14 protein-coding genes are annotated in these 23,995 nt (G+C 33.2%); 8 read left to right on the top strand and 6 right to left on the bottom strand.

All coding sequences use genetic code 11. From position 1 onward, the window contains the following. Nucleotides 1–8: 8 nt before the first annotated feature. Nucleotides 9–215, top strand: coding sequence for a hypothetical protein (locus AAFN75_RS06700; protein WP_411808829.1), 207 nt, complete (start codon nucleotides 9–11; stop codon nucleotides 213–215). Between the two features lie 6 nt (nucleotides 216–221). Here the strand turns inward: AAFN75_RS06700 and AAFN75_RS06695 are convergent, their stop codons facing one another. Then, entirely contained in the window at nucleotides 222–2,717 is a 2,496-nt protein-coding gene (locus AAFN75_RS06695) for a hypothetical protein (protein WP_411808828.1), read from the bottom strand. 141 nt (nucleotides 2,718–2,858) lie between these two features. Further along, nucleotides 2,859–5,318, bottom strand: a complete 2,460-nt coding sequence (locus AAFN75_RS06690; protein ID WP_411808827.1) for a hypothetical protein — start codon at nucleotides 5,316–5,318, stop codon at nucleotides 2,859–2,861. 259 nt (nucleotides 5,319–5,577) lie between these two features. On the opposite strand from AAFN75_RS06690, the gene lepA reads away from it, so the two are divergent. Next, nucleotides 5,578–7,374, top strand: coding sequence for a translation elongation factor 4 (gene lepA / locus AAFN75_RS06685; RefSeq protein ID WP_411808826.1), 1,797 nt, complete (start codon nucleotides 5,578–5,580; stop codon nucleotides 7,372–7,374). Between the two features lie 117 nt (nucleotides 7,375–7,491). Here lepA and AAFN75_RS06680 read toward each other — a convergent pair whose 3' ends face one another. Genes AAFN75_RS06680 through AAFN75_RS06670 form a run of 3 tightly spaced genes read right to left on the bottom strand, consistent with a single transcriptional unit; the run spans nucleotide 7,492 to nucleotide 11,654 of the window. Further along, nucleotides 7,492–8,256, bottom strand: a complete 765-nt coding sequence (locus tag AAFN75_RS06680; protein WP_411808825.1) for a LytR/AlgR family response regulator transcription factor — start codon at nucleotides 8,254–8,256, stop codon at nucleotides 7,492–7,494. A gap of 15 nt (nucleotides 8,257–8,271) precedes the next feature. Then, nucleotides 8,272–9,282 (bottom strand): sensor histidine kinase, encoded by a 1,011-nt coding sequence (locus tag AAFN75_RS06675; protein ID WP_411808824.1) that lies wholly within the window; start codon nucleotides 9,280–9,282, stop codon nucleotides 8,272–8,274. Nucleotides 9,283–9,299: 17 nt separating this feature from the next. Beyond that, nucleotides 9,300–11,654 (bottom strand): outer membrane beta-barrel protein, encoded by a 2,355-nt coding sequence (locus AAFN75_RS06670; protein WP_411808823.1) that lies wholly within the window; start codon nucleotides 11,652–11,654, stop codon nucleotides 9,300–9,302. Between the two features lie 713 nt (nucleotides 11,655–12,367). On the opposite strand from AAFN75_RS06670, the gene glgA reads away from it, so the two are divergent. The 6 genes from glgA (at nucleotide 12,368) to AAFN75_RS06640 (ending at nucleotide 22,033) form a co-directional block, all read left to right on the top strand. Further along, complete coding sequence (glgA, locus tag AAFN75_RS06665) at nucleotides 12,368–13,570, top strand: glycogen synthase (protein ID WP_411808822.1); 1,203 nt, start codon at nucleotides 12,368–12,370, stop codon at nucleotides 13,568–13,570. 35 nt (nucleotides 13,571–13,605) lie between these two features. After that, on the top strand, nucleotides 13,606–14,871 hold the full coding sequence (locus AAFN75_RS06660; protein WP_411808821.1) for a glucose-1-phosphate adenylyltransferase: 1,266 nt from the start codon (nucleotides 13,606–13,608) through the stop codon (nucleotides 14,869–14,871). Nucleotides 14,872–14,906: 35 nt separating this feature from the next. Then, complete coding sequence (locus AAFN75_RS06655) at nucleotides 14,907–16,844, top strand: alpha-1,4-glucan--maltose-1-phosphate maltosyltransferase (RefSeq protein ID WP_411808820.1); 1,938 nt, start codon at nucleotides 14,907–14,909, stop codon at nucleotides 16,842–16,844. A 39-nt stretch (nucleotides 16,845–16,883) separates the two neighbouring features. After that, entirely contained in the window at nucleotides 16,884–18,791 is a 1,908-nt protein-coding gene (glgB, locus tag AAFN75_RS06650) for a 1,4-alpha-glucan branching protein GlgB (RefSeq protein WP_411808819.1), read from the top strand. 300 nt (nucleotides 18,792–19,091) lie between these two features. After that, nucleotides 19,092–21,494 carry a glycoside hydrolase family 31 protein gene (locus tag AAFN75_RS06645; RefSeq protein ID WP_411808818.1) on the top strand — a complete coding sequence of 801 codons (2,403 nt, stop codon included), beginning with the start codon at nucleotides 19,092–19,094 and terminating at the stop codon, nucleotides 21,492–21,494. Between the two features lie 131 nt (nucleotides 21,495–21,625). After that, complete coding sequence (locus AAFN75_RS06640) at nucleotides 21,626–22,033, top strand: MFS transporter (RefSeq protein ID WP_411808817.1); 408 nt, start codon at nucleotides 21,626–21,628, stop codon at nucleotides 22,031–22,033. A gap of 16 nt (nucleotides 22,034–22,049) precedes the next feature. On the opposite strand, the gene AAFN75_RS06635 is transcribed toward AAFN75_RS06640, so the two are convergent. Continuing rightward, nucleotides 22,050–23,918 (bottom strand): cation:proton antiporter, encoded by a 1,869-nt coding sequence (locus AAFN75_RS06635; RefSeq protein ID WP_411808816.1) that lies wholly within the window; start codon nucleotides 23,916–23,918, stop codon nucleotides 22,050–22,052. Between the last annotated feature and the right edge of the window lie 77 nt (nucleotides 23,919–23,995).

Raw genomic sequence — 23,995 nt, 5'->3', positions numbered from 1 at the left:
TTTATAATATGATTGAATTACTTGCTAGCCCAAATATGAATTTAGATGGTATACTATATTTTATTGTTGCCATAATGTTTGGCCCTGCCATTTTACTTGCTATTATTGGTTTTGCTGTACTTAAAAAAAGTAAAAAAGCAGCAAAAGTTTTATTTATACTGGCTGCTGTTTATGTAATTGTAAGCTTAGGAATTTGTGGTAGTATGATGGCGTAAAACCACTTACTTTGCAATATTATACTTCGTTTTAACCACAACAGGAATACCTGTAGCAGTTATACCTTGCAAAGTAACTTTAACCTCTGTTTCTACGGCTGTATTAAAATACTCTACTTGCGCATTTCCTTTGGTATCTGGGTGAATATACGGGTTCCAATATAGTGTGTTACGAATGGCCGCATTTCTACTTTTTTCGGTGGTATTTTCTAGATCTGGAGAATAAAAAGTACGCGCTTCGTAATAACCAACTATTTGTTTTTTAATGGATTGATAATCCTTTTTAGTTTTACTTTCTGCAAAATCTTTGTTTTCTTTTGTGTAAATTAGGATTACACCATTTTTACCTGCATCACCATACATCATGGAAGCTACAGCCGTATTATCAGACTCTATTCTTATAATATCATCGGGCTGGTAAGAACTTAAATAATTATATATATTACTTGGTTCGTTCTCATCAAGACTTGGGTCTAAAATTCGAATATTATTTATAACTATTAGTGCACCACTATTATTTCTGGTAAATTTAATTAATTCGTTATTTACAATTTCAAGTAAAGGCACTGCCTCTGTTAGTAATTGAAATATATTGGAAAAAGGTACATTTTCGGTACCTACCACATAACTATTACCTAGTAAATTTTTATGTATTGTGTTCATGGCAGTTGGTCTTTTTTTTCCATTAATTTCAACTTCATCTAATATATTTTCAGGCAATACTTCAAAGTCAATATGTTTTTTATAAATGTTATTTGCTACTAGGCTCATATCAGAAGAAAGATTAGCGCTTTCGTTATTGGCTTTATAATCGACAGCTATTGGTGTATTAAAAATAGAATCGAGAACAAACATCCCGTCGTTTTTTCCTCTTTTATTTTTTGTGTTTAACATAATACGTGCTTTACCAGTAATTTCTAAATCGTTAAAACTAAATTTTCCTGAATCGTCTGTAATTTCTGTGAATGATTCTATGGATTTATTAAAAAGAGCTAAGGAAATAGTGTTACCAGCGGCTGGTTTACTTCCAAAAAGCTGTTTTACACGACCACTAATATTAATGCCTTTTTCTACATCATAAATTGGATTTTCTTTAACTTCAGGCAATTGTTTCCATAAAAAATCTCTCCAACCTTGAGTTAAAAGTAGCAAATCTAAAAACCTAAATCTATTAGGATTACTAGCATCAAAATAATAGCCAGCATTGTGTATTTTTCCTCGAATATCCGATTCCATTAAAAAGTAAGAACTAATGTTTGTACTATAATTTTTTTCGTCTTTAACACCATTAAGATCTGTACTTGCTATAGAGTAACTTGCAGGAACCGCTTCTCCTAAACTATTTTTAGACAACACTTTTAAAACTACTTTTTCGCGCGGACTATAGGTGGTTTTATCGGTACTTAAAACAACATTTACATTTTGATTTTTATTAATATAAACTAAGCGTTCACTTTGTGGGCGAGCCTCGTCATCAAACAAGGTGATTTGAGTGATCCCTTCTGGTAGATTGTCTTTTGGTAACTGGATTGACAGGCTACCTTTGGCTAAGGTTACCACCTCTTCAAAATACGTTATGCCTCTTGAAGCATAACGAATTGTTAAATTAGAATTTGGGTGTTTTAATAACGTTTGTTCATTAGTCTTAATAGTCAGAATTTCTGTATCCTTTATTTTCCGTGAACTCAAAACAAAGCCTTCCTCTTGTACTTTTGGAAGCGGCATCTCAATTTCTGTAGTATTAGCCACTGTAATTTTTGCATGATATTTTTGGCCTTTTGTAGGTTTTAATGCAAATTTTCCCATTCCATCATGCACACTTGCAAACATGGCCACTACCTCGTTACTATCATCAAGTATTTGTCCTTGTATATTTACTGGGTTGCCATTTTTATCGGCAGCTTTAAATGCTACAACACTAGATACATTTTCAATTAACGGTCCTCCTTCTGGAAAAAACTGAATATCTAAATTCGTTTCTGTAATTAGCCTTTTATTTTCAACTGTGTTATTAGAACCTGCATTGGATATTGCTGCGGCATTATTTGCAATTTTTTGAGATTCAAAAACATCTATAATTTCAATTTCTTTTTTAAAAATAAAATCATTTCCAAAGTTTCGAGACCAATTTGTATAGGCTCGAATTTGATATTTGCCTATTTTATTTATTCCGTTTGATTTTGTTAACTCAAAATCGCCATGACCTAATCCGCCAATTAACTTGGTGTTATTACGAGCTACAACTCTAGAATCTGGCGACACTAATTCGACATATAAAATACCGCTATGATCAAAAAGTAAATGGTTGTACGCATAAACCAAATAGGCCTTGTACCATAAGGATTCTCCAGCAACATAGGTTGTTCTATCGGTGTGTAGATATACTTTTTCTATTTCTGGTATAGATTCCTTTCCTTGAGAACATAAAGGTGCTGACACTACCAATAATAGTAAAAAAAACAGGGCTTTATAATTCAATTTTTGTTTTAATAATTGGTGCATCTATTATAACTTTTAGTTCTATTTATAATTAATTTTAGCTAAACTTAAGCCTTTTTATAAAACACAAAAGTTTAAATTCTTATAAAATAAATCGTACTAAAAAACAGACTTCCTTGTACGATTAAGAAAACGATAGCAGCGCTATTTCTTAACAGCATATTGCGTTTTAACAACAATAGGTATGCCTGTTGCCGTAAGCCCTTCTAAAGTAACTTTTACATCGGTTTCAACCTCGGAATTAAAATAATTTACCTGTGTGCTTCCTGTTTCGTCAGGATGAATAAATGCATTCCAATACAATGTATTTCTTACAGCATCCTTATTATTCATCTCAAAAGAAAGTTCTTCTGGGTTTGGCGTATAAAAAACACGTGCATCATAAAGGCCTTCTATTTGTTTGGTTATTGAATGTGGTTTCAACTTCGTTTTACTTCTTCTATTAAGCGCTCCTTCTTTTAAATAAATTAGAATGACCCCATTTACGCCATCCAATCCAAATACCGATGCACTAGGTCCATTCATGGATTCTATTTTAGCCACATCATCTGGATAAATAAATCCTATGTCGCCTTCAAAAGGCACACCATCGATTCTTATTTGTGCAGCTCCAGTATTTCCTACAAATTTAATTGAAGTACCACTAACTTGTATTCCTGGTATTTTAAACTGAAGCAGTAAATAAATACTTGAAAAATGTGGAGTATCCTCATCAATAATGTAACTATGATCTGGTGTGCCATACAAACTTTGAGGCACCTCGCTTTTACCTTTTCCGGTAAGTTCTACGGCATCTAAAACCGTTTCTCCAGTAATACCAAAGGATATATTTTTTCTATAAATATTGTTTTTTATTGCCAAACTTTTTGGTGAAAATACAGTACTATCTTTGGTGAAATATGAAACTAGTGGCGGCAAGTGTAAAGAATCCAACTCAAACATACCACGTTCTTTACGCTTTTCGTCTTGGGTATTTAGCATCATTGTAGTTGGTCCCATAAAAACTAAGTTTTCAAATCTAAACTCACCTTTTGCATCGGTTAAACCTGTAAGAGACCTCATTTTCCCTTTATTAAACATATTTAAAAGCACCGTATTATTTGGCTTAGGTATTTCGCCTTCAATTTGTTTTACTGTACCAGAAATGGTAATCCCTTTTTCTGCAATAAATACTTCTTTATATGGGTTAATTTTAGGCATTTCTTTCCATAAAAAATCTCTCCATCCTTGGGTTAATAATAAAAAGTCTAAATATGCTAATTTTCTAGGGTTATCCTCATCAAAATAAAAACTAGGGTTATGTACTTTTCCTTTAATATCGGACTCCAATAAAAAATACGAACAAATATTAGTGCCAAAATCTTTTAATTCTTGCATACCATTAATATCTGCACTACTTAAAGAATAACTCGCTGGCACAGCCTCGCCTGTTACTGTTTTAGAAGATATGCTAACGGTTACTTTTTCATTTGGTTTATAGACTTCTTTATCTGTTTTTAAGGTAACATTAAGGTCTTTATTTTTTTCAATATAAATTAAACGCTCACTTTGTGGTCGTGAAAGCGCATCAAACAAAGTTATTTGCAAGATGCCTTCGGGCAAATTTGTTTTAGGCAACTCGAAAGTTATGCTGGTTTCACCTAAAGGTTGAGCCCCCTCAAAATAGGAAACCCCACGCGACGAACATACTATTTTAACAGGCGCACTTCTGTAGTTTGCTATGGTTACTGCATTTGTTTTAATGCTTATCATTTCCTTTCCTCTAACATTTATAGCACTTAACAAATAACCTTGATCCTTAGCTTTTGGAAGTGGTGCTTCTAAAATTTCTTCGTCATTTGCGTTTATTATTTTTGCATGATAACTTTTTCCCTTTTCAGGGGTTAATAGAAACTTCCCCATTCCATCATGCACACTTTCTAGCATGGTAACCAGTTCATTATCGCTATTAAAAACTTTACCTTTTATTTCTATAGGATTGCCTTTACTATCCACAGCTTTAAAAGCAACAACACTTAAAACATCTTCAATTAACGAACCGCCTTCAGGAAAAAACTGCAGGTTAATAACGCTTTTATTTGACGAACTTAAATTCTTAAAATTTGTGGCTTGTATTGATGGATCTTGACTGCTTTTATTAATTTTATCGAAAACATCAAAAATTTCTATCTCCTTAGTAAAAACAAAATCTTCGTCAAAATTTCGCATCCAATTGGTATAAGCTCTAATTTGATATTTTCCTGGTTTTACATCTAAAGAATCGGTTAATTTAAAATCGCCATAACCTAAACCAGCATCTAACCTTGTTTTATTACGCGCAATTATTTTAGAATTTGCTGCAATTAATTCTACATATAAAATATTACTGTGGTCAAAAAGTAAGTTATTAAATGCATACACTAAATAGGCCTTGTACCATAAATCTTCGCCCATAACATAATTGGATCTATCGGTATGTAGATATACTTTTTCGATATCTGGAATGCCTTTTTTTTCGGTTGTGGTTGTAGGTGTTTGTTGAGCAAGCGAAAAATTTGTAGTTAAAATTAAAAGTAAAACAAATTGTATTATATTCTTTGTAATCTTAAATGGTTGGTTTAACATAATAGTATTTAGATTGAGTCCATCAATAACTTAGACTTGAAAGGTCGCTAATAGTTTAATTTCCTACAGTACTTTTTTAAAGAAAGGTTATTTTAAATTTATTTACTAGAATTGAATCATTAGAAATAAAATAAGAAATACATTTTAACCCCAATTAAACACTGGAAAAAGTTACATCGTACAATTTCCATGTATTGAATATTAAAGCCTCATTTAAAACATCTATATTTGCAGAATCTTTTTATGAAGATTGTTGACTATGAAAAACATTAGAAATTTTTGCATCATTGCACATATAGATCACGGTAAGAGCACACTTGCAGACCGTTTATTAGATTTTACAGGCTCGGTAACTGCTAGAGAGCAACAAGCGCAATTACTAGATAGTATGGACTTGGAGCGCGAACGTGGTATTACTATCAAGTCGCACGCTATACAAATGGATTATGAGCTTAATGGTGAAAAATATGTTTTGAATTTAATTGACACACCTGGTCACGTAGATTTCTCGTATGAAGTATCTCGATCTATCGCTGCTTGCGAAGGCGCCTTACTTATTGTTGATGCTGCACAAAGTATACAAGCACAAACTATTTCTAATTTATATTTAGCTTTAGAAAACGACTTGGAAATTATTCCTGTTTTAAACAAGGTAGATTTACCAAGTGCCAATCCAGAAGAAGTAACCGATGATATTGTTGATTTATTAGGTTGCGACCCATCGGAAGTGATACATGCCAGTGGGAAAACAGGTTTTGGTGTAGATAATATATTAGCGGCTATTATAGATCGTATTCCTGCGCCAAAAGGTAATGTAGACGAACCGCTTCAGGCCTTAATTTTCGATTCTGTTTACAATACGTTTAGAGGCATTGAAACGTATTTTAGAGTCTTTAATGGTGAAATTAAAAAAGGACAAAAAATTAAATTTGTTGCTACAGATAAAGAATATTTTGCCGACGAAGTTGGTACTTTAAAACTAACTCAAGTTGCAAAACAAAGCGTAAAAGCTGGCGATGTTGGTTACTTAATAACGGGTATTAAAACCGCTAAAGAGGTAAAAGTTGGTGATACCATTACCGATTTTGCTAACCCAACAACCAATATTGTTGAAGGTTTTGAAGATGTAAAACCTATGGTATTTGCTGGTATTTACCCAGTTGATACTGAAGATTACGAAGAGCTTAGAAACTCTATGGAAAAATTACAACTTAACGATGCATCGTTAGTATTTGCTCCAGAAAGTTCTGCGGCATTAGGTTTTGGTTTCCGTTGTGGGTTTTTAGGTATGTTACACATGGAAATTATCCAGGAGCGTTTGGAGCGTGAGTTTGATATGACGGTTATTACAACGGTTCCCAATGTATCTTACCATGCTTACACGAATAAAAACCCTGATGAGGCCTTTATTGTAAACAACCCTTCTGATTTACCAGAACCATCCTCTGTAAACCGTGTTGAAGAGCCTTTTATTAAAGCCACTATAATTACTAAAGCCGATTTTGTTGGTAACGTGATGTCGCTTTGTATTGAAAAGCGTGGACTTATAATGAACCAAACGTATTTAACTACCGAGCGCGTTGAATTAACTTTTGAAATGCCTTTAGCTGAAATTGTATTTGATTTTTACGATAGACTAAAAACGGTTTCTAAAGGGTATGCTTCTTTTGATTATCATCCAATTGGTATGAAAGTATCAAAACTTGTACGTTTAGATATTTTACTGAATGCACAAACGGTTGATGCACTTTCTGCCTTAATACATGCTGATAATGCTCAAAACATTGGTAAAAAGATGTGTGAGAAGCTTAAAGAACTAATTCCGCGTCAGCAATTCGATATTCCAATTCAGGCAGCTGTTGGTGCCAAAATTATTTCGAGAGAAACGATTAAAGCTCTTCGTAAAGATGTTACCGCTAAATGTTATGGTGGTGATATTTCGCGTAAGCGTAAACTTCTTGAAAAACAGAAAAAAGGTAAAAAACGTATGCGTCAAGTCGGTAATGTAGAAATACCACAGCAAGCATTTATGGCTGTTTTGAAGCTGAATGATTAACGACTTAACTAACGGATAACTTGCGTTAGGGATTTAAGTGGCATCCTTTTTTTGCTGCCATAAATGGCAAAAAAAGATACAGCGTAAAGCCCGACCCTGGTGGTAACGCCAAAAAAATTATTCTTCCAACCATTTTCTAAAATCGGATGTTGTGGATGAGCTGGTCATAGCCTTGTCTTTAATACCCGTTAAGGTGATTAGTAAGCGGTTTTTAAAATGACTTTCTATTTGTTCGATGGCATCGATACAAATAATTTCGCTTCGATTAATCTTAAAGAATTTATTAGGTTGTATTTGCTGATGAATACTGCCCAAGTTTTGAGAAATTGTATGTCGTTTTCCTTTTAAATCTGTGGCTATACAAAAATCGCCATTTGCTTCTATTTTACTAATTTCTGAAACATTTAAAAGCTGAATACCTTTTGCTTTTTTAATTACAAATCGCTTTTTATAGTTAGCATGCTCCTCTTTTAAAGCCGATTTAAGCTCGCTAATTGTGCTCTTGTTTAATATGTTATACGTACCTTTTTGAAATAAGGCTTGATACTTTTCCATGGCTTTTTTAAAATCCGTTTGGGTATATGGTTTTAAAATATATGCGATACCGTTAGTGTTAAAGGCTTGAAACAAATACTCGTCGTGTGCAGAACAGAAAATAATTGGTACTTGTGTGCTTATTTCGTTATACAAATCGAAAGATAAACCGTCTAGCAATTGAATATCCGATAATATAAAGGAATAGGTGTTTTTTTGCAGATATAGTTTGCCTTCGGCATTTGAACGCGCCCAATCGTGTGGAATATCGTCCTGAAAATAGTCCTTTATAAAGGATACTAGTTTTTGATATGCGGGAATTTCGTCTTCTAAAATTAAAATTCTCATGATGTTATTTTAGATTTAACTTTCTTCGATTAATTTAATAATTGGAATGGTTATTTTAAACTCTTGATTGGTGTTTTTTATAAAAACTTCTTTATCTGAAAGTAATTTATAACGGGCTTTTAGGTTTTCTAATCCGGTGCCAAAAGATTCGATTTTAGATTGAATATTCGATTTTGTATTACAAATATTTAGCTCGTTCTCGCCTATAGAAATAACGGTTTTTATGGCTTTTCCGTTAAGCGGTTTATTATGTTTTACCACATTTTCTAATAGGGTTTGTATGGCGCCTGTTGGTATAAACTTATCTTGAATACTGGTTTGGATATCTATTTTAAAATCGTAATCGTCTTGGAAGCGTGTTTTTATTAAAAACATGTAGTTTTCGGCAAGTTGTAGCTCTTCCGATAGTTCCATAACCTCAGCATCTTTTGTTTTTATTAAATAGCGATAAATTAAGGATAGTCTGTTAATGTACTCTTTAGCTTTATCGGTATTGCTATCTATTAAAGAATCGAGCGTATTTAGATTATTGAACAAAAAATGTGGATCTATTTGTGAGCGTAATAGCTTAAGCTCATTTTCTTTTTGCTGTTTTTCAATTTTTAAAAATTCGTTCTGTCCTTCGTAAAACTTTTTGGTTAGCAATAAGGCAAAAGGAAAAGCCATTTGTTGCGAACTTATATTAATCATTAATAAAACAAAACTTAGGCCTTTAGGGTATTTGTTCCAGTCGTTATCTCCAGACCAAAAGCCAATAGTATAATCTACTGCCGAAATAGCAACCATTAGCATTATAGCCAAAGCAAAAAACAAAACATATTTTTTTTCCATTACGAACTTTGGAATTAGCCAATAGATAAATAAAAGAATTAAGCTACAAACGCAGATTAACTCGATAGTGAAATCGAAAAAATACTCTCGCAATAAGGCGCCTCTATCATAATAATCTATACCTTGAATAATAAAAGAAATACTAAAGTAGATGCCTAATATTATAAAATCTGATATGTTAAGCTTGGTATTCATTATTTATACAAACCTGTTTAATTATTATCGTTAATTCTGTTTTCCTCTTCTTGCGAGGCATTTTTACGAGCTTTCTTTTTGCCAAATTTAGAGCCAAAACTATAAGATAAACGCAATTGCACGTTTTGTCTAGATTGGTTACTCTCGACTTCGGCATATAAATTATTATAATCTATAACGCCAACAAACCCTCTGTTTAGCACTTTATTAATTCCTAGGTTTACTTTTAGTTTTTCGTCCATAAACTTTTTACTAAACGAAAATCCTATATCGGCAAACCATTCGGCATCAATACCGCCTTCTAAAGCACCTGTGCCGTAGTTTCCGTTTAATTCGGCATTAATTTCCCAAGGCAACTCATAGTTAGCTTGTGTAAACCACATTAAACTCCATTTCTGTAAATTTAAATTATTTGGATTAGACTCAAATTTATTATAATTAACAATAAAACCTGTATAACCTTCGAGTCCTTTTATAATACTTAATGGCGCGAATAACCTAAAATTCCAGTTTTTACTATCGTTTAAGTTAATAGTTTTACGCTCTATTTGTGCGGTATCGTTGTCTTGCGAAACAAATTGAAACATGGCATCTTTAGTTTCGCTATAACCAATAGTAAAAAAAGGTTGTCCATCGAAGGTTAAATTAAATTGATACCTGTTGGTAAAAGACGGTTTCAAGTTTTCGTTTCCAACCTCGGAGGATAAGGGATCGTAATACGTTACAAAAGAATTTAGTGTGTTATAACTAGGGCGACGAATACGGTAACTATATGCTAAGTTAGCTCCTAAATTGTCGTTTAATTTTCTGCTTATAGAAGCGCTAGGAAAAAGTTTAGAGATTTTACGCTCTCGGGTTTCATTATTACTACTAGAAGTGCCTTGCGTGTTACTATCTTCAAATCGTAATCCGCCAGAAAATGACCATGCGCCTTGGGTTACATTTAATTTGGTGTACAGGGCAAATATATGCTCGTCCACAAAAAAGCGATTACTTGCATTGGCATCAAAATCGAAATCTCCATTAGTGTTTTCATTAAAAGATTTTAAATCGCTATCGGTATTGACTTGCGAGTTTTTAAGCCCAAAGCTTAATTTAAAATCATCAGAAAACAGTCTAGAATAATCCGCTTTATAGGTCTTTATTTGGTATTTAGCATCTTGTAAATATTGTTGGTTTGTATACTCGATAGTACTTTCTGGAAGCGACGAAATAGTATTAATGTTATCGTTTTTATAATCCACAAAATTAAAATCGGCTGTAAACTTATGCGCGTCATTTTTAAACTCATAGTAAGGGTTTACATTAAAAACCTCTTGGTCGCGGTTAAAACTGTTTTTAGAAAGTAATAAATCGGTTGTACTTGGTGTTGTAATCGTATTAGTGCTTCGAGAATCTCTATCTGAATTGGAATTGGTTTTCCTAACCGATATACCTACCGAGTGTGCATCATTTAAATAATAATCGATACTTGCACTGACTCTTAAACTTTTAGGATCGTATGGCTCAATTGTAGCTTGGTTATAAGTTTCGTCTCCAATACTTCTTTTAAGAAATAAATCTTCGCGCCATGTAGGTGCAGAATACCCCGCATTTGCTTGCCAATTTAGTTTGTTTTTATAACTAGCAATAGAGGCGCTTGTGCCATACTCGAAACCTTCATCTTCACCAAACCAAGTGTTAACGCTACCGTGTGTGCCTAGTTTAACGTTTTTCTTTAAAATGATATTAATAATAGGTCCCGAGCCTTCGGCATCAAATTCTGCGCCGGGTTGCTCTACCAATTCTACCTTAGCAATATTATCTGCTGGCATATCGCGTAATAAGGTGTCCATATCCATATAATCCGTAGTTTTTCCATTTATAAGGATTCTAATATTACTTTGCCCAGCGTAACTAATACCGTTGTTGGTAACCAAAATTCCAGGAACGCCTTTCATAACATCTTGTAGGTTGGCGTTAATCATCTCAGATTTTTCTAAATCTACAATAAGCTTTTCTGCTGTTTGTCTTATTACAGGGCGTTTACTTTTAATAACAACTTCATCTAAATTTTCATTTTCTTCAATAAGATTAAAGTCCAATGTTTTATTAGCTAAAAGCTCAAATGGCTCTGATTTTTTAGTTTTAAAGCCTAACATAGAAACGCTAATATAATAGGTACCATTTTCTATATCTGTAAAAAGATAATTTCCTCTTTCGTTGGAAATAACACCCGTTATAACTTCCTTAGATAAACTATCATACAAAATAACATTTGCGAACTCTAAAGGTTGATTGCTTTCTGAAATTAAACCTGAAATTTGATTTTGAGCACTTAATGAAACATTACTTAAAAGAAAAATTAAAATGATTTTGATGAGCACATTCATAACTGTTTGATTTAAATTAATGAGACAAACCTATAACCATTATCTAGTAATTTGAAATTATTTCTGCCGAATCGGGTTAAAAAAAGGTTGAATATTACTTTTTTTAATGACAAAGGTTAACAGAGGTAAAACTAAAAAAAACAAGGTAATCTTGCTAAGTAAAGGTAACTTAACAATATATAATGACGAGCCGTTATTAGAAGATTGACATTTAAAGAAGTAATTTTTATAAAATTGACAATCATAATTTATTAAAATAGATTATCTTCAATGACATTAATAACCGTATTCGTGTTTTTGGTTGAATGATTAAAACCAAATAAGCTATTTTCTATATTTTTTTTATTGATAATCTCTTTTAATTATAGAAACACCTTTTTTTTCATAAAAATAAAACATCTCAAAAAATGTTAATAAATATTTTGTATGTTTATAACAAAGTAAATAGGATTAAGTATTAAACGTGCGATAAACACTTTAATAATCGCTATTTGCCTAATTTGCAAATTATGTTCTTTTTGCGTTTTTTCGCAATAATTGTTATTAACAAATTAGTATTTTTTTAAACGACTTTTACTTGATTTTCAATAAACTATCCTTTAAAAAATAGTTTTGGTAATTTTTTAAATTAATCATAATGAAAAGTTATTTCTAAATATCATAATTCATTTTTTTGCATCAATTAAATACTTTTTTATACATTTTTTCTTACTATGAAAGCACTTTTTTACACAAGAGAATTTCCGCCATATGTTTATGGTGGCGCAGGCGTACATGTTGAATATTTAGCTGAAGAGTTGGCTAAATTAATTGAAATGGATGTAAGGTGTTTTGGAGATCAAGATGTTGCATCAAGCAACTTAAAGGTTAAAGGTTACCCTTTTGAAAACCCTGTTTTTGATGGTGCCGAGGATAAACTAAAGTCTGTTTTTAAAACTTTAAGCACCTGTATACAAATGAATGCAGAGCCTATTGATGCCGACGTAGTGCATTGCCATACCTGGTACGCTCACTTTGCAGGTATTGTTGCAAAACTATGTTACGGCACGCCATTGGTAATTACAACGCACTCCTTAGAGCCTTTGCGCCCATGGAAACGTGAGCAATTAGGTAGAGGTTATGATGCCTCATCGTGGGTAGAAAAAACAGCTATTGAAATGGCCGATGCCCTTATTGCGGTTTCCGAAGAAACTAAAGAAGATGTTTTAAAACATTTTGATGTTGATGAAAGTAAAGTACATGTTATATACAATGGTATAAACCTGCAACAGTATATAACCACACCAGAAACTTCTACCTTAGATGAATATGGTGTAGATAAAACTAAACCTTACGTGCTTTTTGTGGGTAGAATTACCCGCCAAAAAGGAATTATTCATTTAGTAAATGCTATAAAATATATTGATCCAAACACGCAAATAGTACTTTGTGCCGGTGCCCCAGATACTCCGGAAATTGGACAAGAAATGAAAGACGCAGTAACCGAAGTTCAAAAAACACGTAAAAATGTTATTTGGATTGATAAAATGGTAACTAAAGAAGAAATTATTCAATTATACTCGCATGCCGATGTATTTTGCTGCCCTTCCATTTACGAACCTTTCGGTATTATAAATATTGAAGCCATGGCATGTAACACGGCAGTTGTTGCTAGTGCTGTTGGTGGTATAAAAGAAGTTGTTGTACATGGAGAAACTGGATTACTTATTCCGTTAGAACAACAAACCGAAGCGCCTTTTGAACCTATAGATCCAGATAAATTTTCAAGAGACTTAGCCAACGGTGTTAATAAAGTTATTAATGATAAATCCCTAAGAGAAACTATGGCAAAAAATGGCCGAAAACGTGTTGAAGATTATTTCGACTGGATAGCCATTGCAAAACAAGTTGAATCGCTATATAAATCAATAATATAAACAAATTAACAAACAAACTATAAAAACCAAAAGATATGATTAACAACAAAGTTTTATCCATTGTACTGGGCGGTGGACAAGGTTCTAGACTATATCCCCTAACAGACCGACGATCAAAACCAGCAGTATCAATAGCTGGTAAATACAGATTGGTAGATATTCCTATTTCTAACTGTATTAATGCAGATATCAAACGTATTTTTGTTTTAACACAATTTAATTCTGCCGGATTAAATAAACATATCAAAAACACCTATCATTTTAGTTTTTTTAGTAGTGCCTTTGTTGATGTACTTGCTGCAGAACAAACACCAGAAAGTAAAACTTGGTTTCAAGGAACTGCTGATGCCGTAAGACAAAGTATGCATCATTTTTTACAACACGATTTTGAATATGCTTTAATACTGTCTGGCGATCAATTATACCAAATGGATTATGATAAAATGATTGAAGCTCATGAAAAAAGTGGAGCCGAAATTTCTATCGCAACCATTCCTGTCACTGCTAAAGACGCTACAGGCTTTGGAATTCTTAAGGCAGATGACGAGAGTACAATCACATCTTTTATTGAAAAACCAGACGCAAGTTTATTACCAGATTGGACATCGGAAGTTAGTGACGATATGAAATCGCAAGGGCGTAATTATCTTGCTTCAATGGGTATTTATGTATTTAATAGAGATTTGTTAGTAGATTTAATGAAAAACCCAGATACTAACGATTTCGGGAAAGAAATTATACCACAGGCTATTGATAAACATAAAACATTAAGCTATCAATACGAAGGGTATTGGACCGATATTGGAACTATAGAATCCTTTTTTGAAGCTAATTTAGGGTTAACAGATGATATTCCTAAGTTTGATTTATATAATAGAGACAAACGAATATACACACACGCTAGAATGCTACCTACAACAAAAATTGCCGGTACAGCATTGGACAAGGCTGTAGTATCGGAAGGTTGTATTATTGGTGCTGCAAAAATTGAAAAATCGGTTATAGGCATACGTTCTAGAATTGGTAAAGAATCGACCATTATAAATACATATATGATGGGTGCAGATTATTACGAGTCGCTTGATGATATGCAAAGCAATAAAATTGAAAATTTAATGGGTATTGGCGAGCGTTGCTTTATAAAAAACTGCATCCTCGATAAAAATTGCCGTATTGGAGACGATGTTAGAATAAATGGAGGTAAACATTTAGAAGATACAGAAACCGACACGTATTGTATTAGAGATGGCATTGTTGTAATTAAAAACGGTGTAACAATACCAAAAGGTACTGTAATATAAATAACCTTTTATTTTTCTTATTATAATTAATCAAAATGCAAGACCAAAGAAGAGTTGTTATAGACCACATTTCACCTAGTGTTAATTGTGGCGAGTTTTATATTAAACGTGTTATAAATGAAATTGTTAATATAGATGCACATATTATGGCCGATGGTCATGATGTTTTAGGCGCTTCTATTCTATATAAACCAGAGAAAGGGCGAGCTTGGAGAGAAACCAGAATGACGCTAACCTCTAATGATGAGTGGAAAGCAGCTTTTACTGTCGATACTCAAGGGTTTTATTCATATAAAGTACAAGCTTGGGTAGATTATGCTTTAAACTGGCGCTATGGTTTAATTAGAAAAATTAACGATGGGCAACATGTATCTTCAGAACTACTTGAAGGTGCTGTGTACATTGAAGCCATATTAAATAAAGTATCTGCCGATGATAAAGCCTATTTAAAACATCTTCACAAACTATTTAAAAATGAAGACAGTTATGGCGAAGCTATAACAGAAGCTACAAACGATAGGTTATACCAGATTTTCTATAACAACCCTGTAAAAATACTTGATAATACTACAAAAGAATATCAAGTATATGTAGATAGAAAAAAGGCTAGATTTAGTACTTGGTACGAGTTTTTTCCGCGTTCTGCATCAGAGCATCCGGGAGTTCATGGTACTTTTAAAGACTGCGAACGTTTACTTCCTAGAGTTAAAAATATGGGGTTCGATGTGGTGTATTTACCACCAATTCATCCTATTGGAGAAGTAAATAGAAAAGGGAAAAACAATACCACCGAAGCTAAAGAAGGCGATGTTGGTTCTACTTGGGGCGTTGGTTCTCAATACGGCGGACATAAAGATATTCACCCACAATTAGGATCTTTAGATGATTTTAAATCACTAATCCAAAAGGCCAAAGAGAATAATCTTGAAATCGCCATGGATTATGCACTACAAGCTGCACCAGATCATCCTTGGGTAAAAGAACATCCATCGTGGTTTAAATGGCGACCAGATGGTACGGTACAATATGCAGAAAATCCACCTAAAAAATATCAAGATATACTTCCGATTTATTGGGAAAGTGAAGATTATAAAAATCTGTGGAATGAGTGTTTAGATATTTTAATGTATTGGATAGATTGTGGTATTAATATATTTAGAGTTGATAATCCGCATACAAAACCATTCTATTTCTGGAATTGGATTATTTCTAATGTAAAAGCAAAGCATCCAGATGTTATCTTTCTAGCGGAAGCATTTACAGCACCAAAAGTCATGAAACAACTAGCAAAACATGGCTATACACAATCTTATACTTACTTTACATGGCGCGAAAATAAGCATGAAATTATAGAGTATGTTACAGAATTAACAACTTCAGAATTAAAAGAATACATGCAACCTAATTTCTGGCCAAATACACCAGATATTAACCCGCATCATTTACAAGGCGCCAACGAATCTAAACACATACAGCGTTATGCGCTTGCTGCAACTTTAAGTTCTAGTATTGGTATTTACGGCCCTGTGTTTGAATATATGTTATCAGAATCACTTCTTGGTAAAGAAGAGTATTTAAATTCAGAAAAATTCCAAATCACACATTACGATTGGGACATTAAGAATAAGCTAATAACAATCATCGCTAAAATAAATTACATAAGGCATAACAATCCTGCGCTTCAGCAAACCAATAATATTAAATTCTGCCATATAGATAACGATAACCTTTTGGCGTTTTACAAATGGAATGACGACAGAACCAGCCAAATATTTGTAATTATTAGCTTAGATGCTCACAACTCGCAACAAGGTACTGTACAAGTTCCTTTGCACGACATTGGTGTTCATCACGGACATAACCTTGAAATGCACGATTTAATAACCGATAGTCGCTATAATTGGAATAGCGAATGGTGTTACGTAGAGCTACATCCTACTATGCCTTTTCACATATTTAAAATTAATAAATAACATTAGCACTTAATTGCTAAAAACCATAAACAACATAACATGGCACAAGTAAAAGTTCACAGTTTATTTACCGAGTTTGATATTAACCTTTTTAAAGCTGGAAAGCATTTTAGATTATATGAAAAATTTGGATCTCACCTTGTAACTGTTGATGGAATTGACGGTGTATATTTTGCAGTTTGGGCGCCAACAGCTAAACAAGTTTCCGTAGTAGGGGACTTTAACTATTGGATGGAAGGCGAGCACCAACTAAATGTACGTTGGGACTCTAGTGGTATTTGGGAAGGTTTTATTCCATTAGTTGAAAAAGGCGCTACTTACAAATACAAAATACAAAGCCATAATAACGATATTAAAACAGAAAAAGCAGATCCTTACGCTAGACGCTTTGAACATAACCCAAATACAGCATCAATAGTTTGGGATGATAATTATAAGTGGAAAGATAAAGACTGGATGAAAACCCGTAAAAAGAATAATGCCTTAGATGCGCCCTATTCTGTGTACGAAGTCCATTTAGGCTCTTGGAAAAGACATGCCGAAGAAGATCGTTTTCTGTCGTATTTCGAACTTGCAGACGATTTAGTAAAATACGTTAGCGACATGAATTTTACCCACGTTGAGCTTATGCCTATCATGGAGTTCCCATACGATCCTTCATGGGGTTATCAAGTAACAGGCTATTTTGCACCTACATCGCGCTTTGGTTACCCTGAAGAATTTAAATATTTGGTCGATAAATTACACCAAGCCGGAATAGGTATTATTTTAGATTGGGTACCATCGCACTTCCCAGAAGATGCACACGGATTAGGATTCTTTGATGGTTCACATTTATACGAACACCCAGACAAACGCAAAGGTTATCATCAAGATTGGAAAAGTTTAATTTTTAATTATGAACGTAACGAAGTACGCTCATTTTTAATAAGTAATGCTGTTTTTTGGATGGATCAATACCATGCTGATGGTTTACGTGTAGATGCCGTGGCGTCCATGTTGTTTTTAGATTACTCTAGAGAAGATGGCGAATGGGAACCAAACATATATGGCGGAAGAGAAAACTTAGCCGTTATAAGCTTCTTAAAAGAATTGAATGAAGAAATATATGCATCCTTTCCAGATGTACAAACTATTGCAGAAGAGTCTACTGCATTTCCAATGGTATCTAAACCTACATTTGTTGGTGGTTTAGGTTTTGGAATGAAATGGATGATGGGCTGGATGCACGATACCTTAGAGTATTTTGCTAAAGACCCGATTTACAGAAAACACCATCATAACGAAATCACCTTTAGTTTAGCTTATGCCTTTACCGAAAACTTTATGCTTCCGTTATCGCATGATGAAGTCGTTTATGGTAAAAACTCTATTCTAGGAAGAATGCCTGGTGATGAGTGGCAACGCTTTGCTAACCTACGTTTATTATATGGCTACATGTTTACACATCCAGGAACAAAACTATTGTTTATGGGTAGTGAATTTGGTCAATATAACGAGTGGAATTTCCAAGAAAGTTTAGATTGGAATTTGCTAGATTTTAAACCCCATCAAAACATGCTAAACTATTATAAATCGCTTAATGCGGTTTATAAAAACACACCGGCACTTTACGAAAAAGCCTTTAGCGGCGAAGGTTTTGAGTGGATTAGTCACGACGACCATGAAAACTGTGTAATCTCTTATATACGAAAAGGTTATAAAGAAGAAGGAAATGTAGTCGTTGTTTGCAACTTAACACCAACTGTTAGAGAAAAATATAAAATTGGCGTTACAGCAAAAGGTAAACTAGTTGAGATTTTTAATAGTGATGATAAAGCTTTTGGCGGCAGTGGTATAAAAAATAAAAAAGAAATAACCATTAAAAAAGCACCATGGAACGGTAAAGAGTATTCGGTAGAAATTACTTTACCTCCTCTAGCAGTTACCATTTTTAAATTTAAATAAATAAGCACAATTTCATTTAGCAATTAGTATTAATTGCTAAATGAAAGCTTTTAATCTTCACTTCCTTTGGCGTATTAATATAATTAAGGCATAATTCTTTACATCAAGGTTTTAACTTAATATTTTAAGAAAGAAGCGATACAAAAAACAACGTATTAGCTAAATGTTATGCTATCCATAATTTAATAAGTAAAAATTTAGCTATAATGCAATACTGTAAGCTTTTTTTTAATAAAAAGAACCAATTAAGGTCTTATAAATTTAGTAAATTCGTCAATTATAATTAATACATTATTTAATATGATATTAAATACAGAATTAGAATATAAAGGGAATTTATTTCCTTCAAAAATAATTTCTTACGAGAAGAATCTTAATGTACTTTCTTTTACAACTGCAAATGGCGTTATTTTAGAAGTTACAGTACGTCGAGATAGTATTCTTCGTTTCAGATTTACAACAACAGGCATTTTTGATAATGATTTTTCTTATGCCATTACTAAATATGCAAGTAGAGGTTACAATCACTTAGAGGTTACTGAAGATGATGCTAATTACATCATTACTACATCAAAACTTATCTGTAAAATTTCAAAGTTAGACTTAAGAACATCTATGTATGATGCTAAGGATAACTCTTTAATTTGCGAAGATGAACTTGGTTTTCACTGGGAAGAAAGTTACGAACTTGGTGGCGATATTGTAAAAATGTCTAAAACCGCTCAACCAGGAGAAAGTTATTATGGTTTAGGAGATAAGCCTGTAGACAACAACCTAAAAGGAAAACGTTTTGAAAACTGGGTAACAGATTCTTATGCTTATGGCAGAGATACAGACCCTATCTACAAAACCATCCCTTTTTATACAGCATTACACAACAAAAAATCTTACGGTATATTTTTCGATAATACCTTCAGATCGTTTTTTGATTTTTGTAACGAACGCCGAAACATTACAAGTTTTTGGGCGCAAGGAGGCGAAATGAATTACTACTTTATTTACGGTCCAGAAATGTCCGATGTAGTAGTTAATTACACCGATTTAACAGGTAAGCCACACGAATTGCCTGCGCTTTGGACTTTAGGTTACCACCAATGTAAATGGAGTTATTACCCAGAATCGAACGTAAAAGAAATTACCGCTAAATTTAGAGATTTAAAAATTCCTTGCGATGCTATTTATCTAGATATCGATTATATGGAAGGGTTTAGATGCTTCACTTGGAGTGAAGAATATTTTCCTAATCCTAAGCGTATGGTTAAAGAATTGGCGGATGACGGTTTTAAAACTATTGTTATTATTGATCCAGGAATTAAAATAGACATGGATTATTCTGTGTTTAGAGAAGGTTTAGAAAAAGATTATTTCTGTAAACGTGCCGATGGTCCATACATGAAAGGTAAAGTTTGGCCGGGGGAGTGTTATTTCCCAGATTTCACTAACCCTGAGGTTAGAGACTGGTGGTCAAATTTATTTAAAGAACTTGTTGAAGATATAGGTGTTAAAGGTGTTTGGAACGATATGAATGAGCCAGCTGTAATGGATGTTCCTGGAAAAACATTTCCTGATGATGTAAGACACGATTACGACGGAAACCATTGTAGCCATAAAAAAGCGCATAACGTTTACGGTATGCAAATGGCACGTGCAACTTACCATGGCTTAAAGAAATTTTCTTATCCAAAAAGACCTTTTGTTATTACAAGAGCAGCATATTCAGGTACACAACGTTATACTTCTAGTTGGACTGGAGATAATATTGCAACCTGGGATCACTTAACTATAGCAAACCTACAAGCACAACGTATGTGTATGTCTGGATTCTCGTTTATAGGATCTGATATTGGAGGGTTTGCAGAACAACCTAATGGCGAGCTTTATGCACGTTGGATTCAATTAGGAATTTTTCACCCATTCTGTAGAACACACTCTTCTGGAGACCACGGCGATCAAGAACCTTGGGCTTTCGGAACAACTATTACAGATGTAGTAAGAAAATTTATTGAATTAAGATATCAATTATTACCTTACTTATATACAGCGTTTTGGAGATATGCCGAAGAGGGTGTTCCTATTTTAAAATCGTTAGTATTATACGATCAGCATGATCCACAAACGCATTACAGAAATGATGAGTTTGTTTTTGGTGAAAAAATATTAGCTTGTCCAATAACAGGACCAAATCAAAAAGGTAGACGTATGTACTTCCCTCTTGGTAAATGGTATAATTTCTGGACAGACGAAGTTGTTGAAGGTGGTACAGAACAATGGGTAGATGCCGATTTAGATAGTATGCCAATTTTTGTAAAAGAAGGTGCTATTATACCTAAATACCCAATACAACAGTATGTAGGCGAAAAAACTATTGATGAGCTTTCTTTAGACGTGTATTACACTGAAGGTAAAGAAACATCGCAAGTTTACGAAGATGCTACCGATGGTTACGATTATATTAAAGGAAGATACAGCTTAAGAGACTTTAAATTGTCTGGTAAGAAAAACGAATTAATCATTCAGCAACATAAATCTGGTAAGTTTACAACTACGTATAAAACGTTTAAAGTAAGTTTGCATGGTTTACCATTCAAAATTTCTAAAGTAGAGGTTGATAATGTTATCATTCCTTTTGAAGACCTTAAACTTAATGGCGGTAACACGTTAACACTTACTAAAGAGTTTACAGAACTTCATATTATAGGGTAATAAAAACCTATTAAATTAAAACACTAAGCCTCTCTTTTAAAAAAGCAGAGGCTTTTTTTATTCTCTTTTCTCATAAGAAAATATCATTAAATTTGCTAACAACTAATAATCTATTAAAAACAGAAAGTAATATGCAAGAGAAACTAAAAGTTATTAAAATGATACATATTGCCTTAAGTGCAGGCTTAATTATGGCTTATATTTTTATAGGAGATCTTGCGTCTATAAACTTAAATATGCCAGAGATAAGTCAATCTAACATCCTTTTTGTGCTAATACCTGTAATTGCCTATGTGTTTAGTAACTTTATGTTTAAAACACAGTTAAAAAATGCCGACAACAAACTAAAGCTTGAAGATAATATGGCTGTGTATCAAACGGCATCCATAATAAGGTGGGCTATACTAGAAGGTTCTGCTTTTTTAATTTTAGTAATGAGTAAAGATTTTATACTCTTTGGAGTTTTAATCATACTATACCTTGCCCTACTTCACCCTACCGAAGATAGAATTAAATCCGATTTAAAATACCGATTATAAGTAAAACAAGTTTCTACTAATCCTCCTTGGTTGTTAAAGTTTCAGCGGTAGGCACCTCATCTACATCAAAAGGTTTCCCTAAATACACAAGTTGGTAACCGGGTTCAATATCTTCAAATTCTAAATTATGAGAAGAAATAATATGGAATTCGCCTTCGTTGTCCTTAACAAATAATGGAATAATTTCCATATCCTCGTTAGATATTTTAATAAGCTTTTCATAATGAGCCTTATCTTCCAAATCTATTTCTTGTATTGATGGATATGCTCTTGTTAACTCTAAAAGCGCACTGTAATCATCTCTATGAGAAAACAACCCTTCCTTAGGGTTATTGGTGTCATCGAGCATTTCTTGAGTTGTAACCAATCTATAAGCACCATTTTCGCCAAATTGATTACTTAACTTATTAATAGCATACTTATTTATATCTGGATTTCCTGTTAAAGCCATTAAATAACCAACATCATTAAGTTCAATATTATCGGCTAATGTTTCAGAATAAATATTAGTGCTAATAGCTTCTAAACCTAGTTCTTTAGCTTTTCTAATATTACCTTCATTACTATCAATTAAAACCACGTGTCTGCCATTTGTTAAAAGATAATGGCCTAATAACCTTGAAACTTTTGATGCTCCTACTATTAAAATACCATCAGATTTTTTAAGAAAAACACCTACTAATTTGGCAAATAAACGCGCTGTTGTAGCGTTTAATAAAACGGTTCCTAACACAATCATAAAAACCAAAGGGGTAATATATTCGGCACCTTCAACACCTTGTTTTAACAACTTACTTCCAAATAACGAAGCAATACCTGCCGCCACAATACCTCTTGGTCCTACCCAACTAATAAACACCTTTTCGTTAGTTTTTAATTTGGAACCCATGGTGCTTAAAAACACAGCTATTGGCCTAATTATAAAAACTACGGCCGCAAATAAAATGGCTGTATCCCAGGTGTAGAGCAACATCATGTCCTCAATATTAATATTGGCTGCTAAAAGAATAAATAATATAGAAATTAAAAGAACGCTTAGCGACTCTTTAAAATAAAGCAATTCTTTTATGTTTTCTAGTTTTCCGTTTCCTAAAACCATTCCCATTACAACCACCGCAAGTAAACCAGATTCGTGAGCAAAAATTTCAGACTCTACAAAAACCAATAATACAGTAGATAAGGACACTACATTTAATAAATAATGCGGAATAAACTTCTTGTTAATAGCAAACGCTAAGGCGTGGGCAAATGTAAACCCGAAGGTAGTACCGAATAAAATAATTTTACCAAACTCTATTAACGCTGTTTTTGTAAAACCACTATCGCCTTCCACACTAATAAATTCGAAAACCAAAACGGCAACCAAAGCTCCAATAGGATCTATTAATATGCCTTCCCATTTTAAAACCGTAGAAATATCTTTTTTAAGTGGAATGTTTCTTAAAATAGGCGTTATTACTGTTGGTCCGGTAACAATTATTAATCCCGAAAACAAGAATGATAATTGCCAACTTAAGTTAAAAATATAATGCGCTAATATTCCAGCACCAAAAAAAGTAACTGCAGATCCTAAGGTAATAAGCTTAGTAATTACGGGACCTACATTTTTAATTTCAGATCGCTTTAAGGTTAAACCACCTTCAAACAAAATAATGCTAATAGCTAACGAAACAAAATAATACAACCCTTCGCCAGGAAATAGTCCTTTTTCGCCATTCCAAATAGGCTCTATCCACTTACTTCCATCTTCGCTTAAAAACGCTGCAGCAATTGGGCCAACTAATAAACCAATTAAAATTAAAGGTAAGATAGCGGGTATTTTAAATTTCCAAGCTACCCATTGTGCTAATATTCCTAAAATAATAATTCCTGCAAGTTCTAACATAGGCTCTTTGTTTTTTTAAAAATACTAATTTAAGTAAAACACATCATTTAAAGTTTTTAAAAAATGTTATCTTTCAA

It is taken from the genome of Algibacter sp. AS12 (assembly GCF_046736315.1).
GTDB lineage: Bacteria > Bacteroidota > Bacteroidia > Flavobacteriales > Flavobacteriaceae > Algibacter_B > Algibacter_B amylolyticus.
Note: the sequence above shows the minus strand (reverse complement) of the source record. Positions and strands in the feature narration are given on the sequence as shown.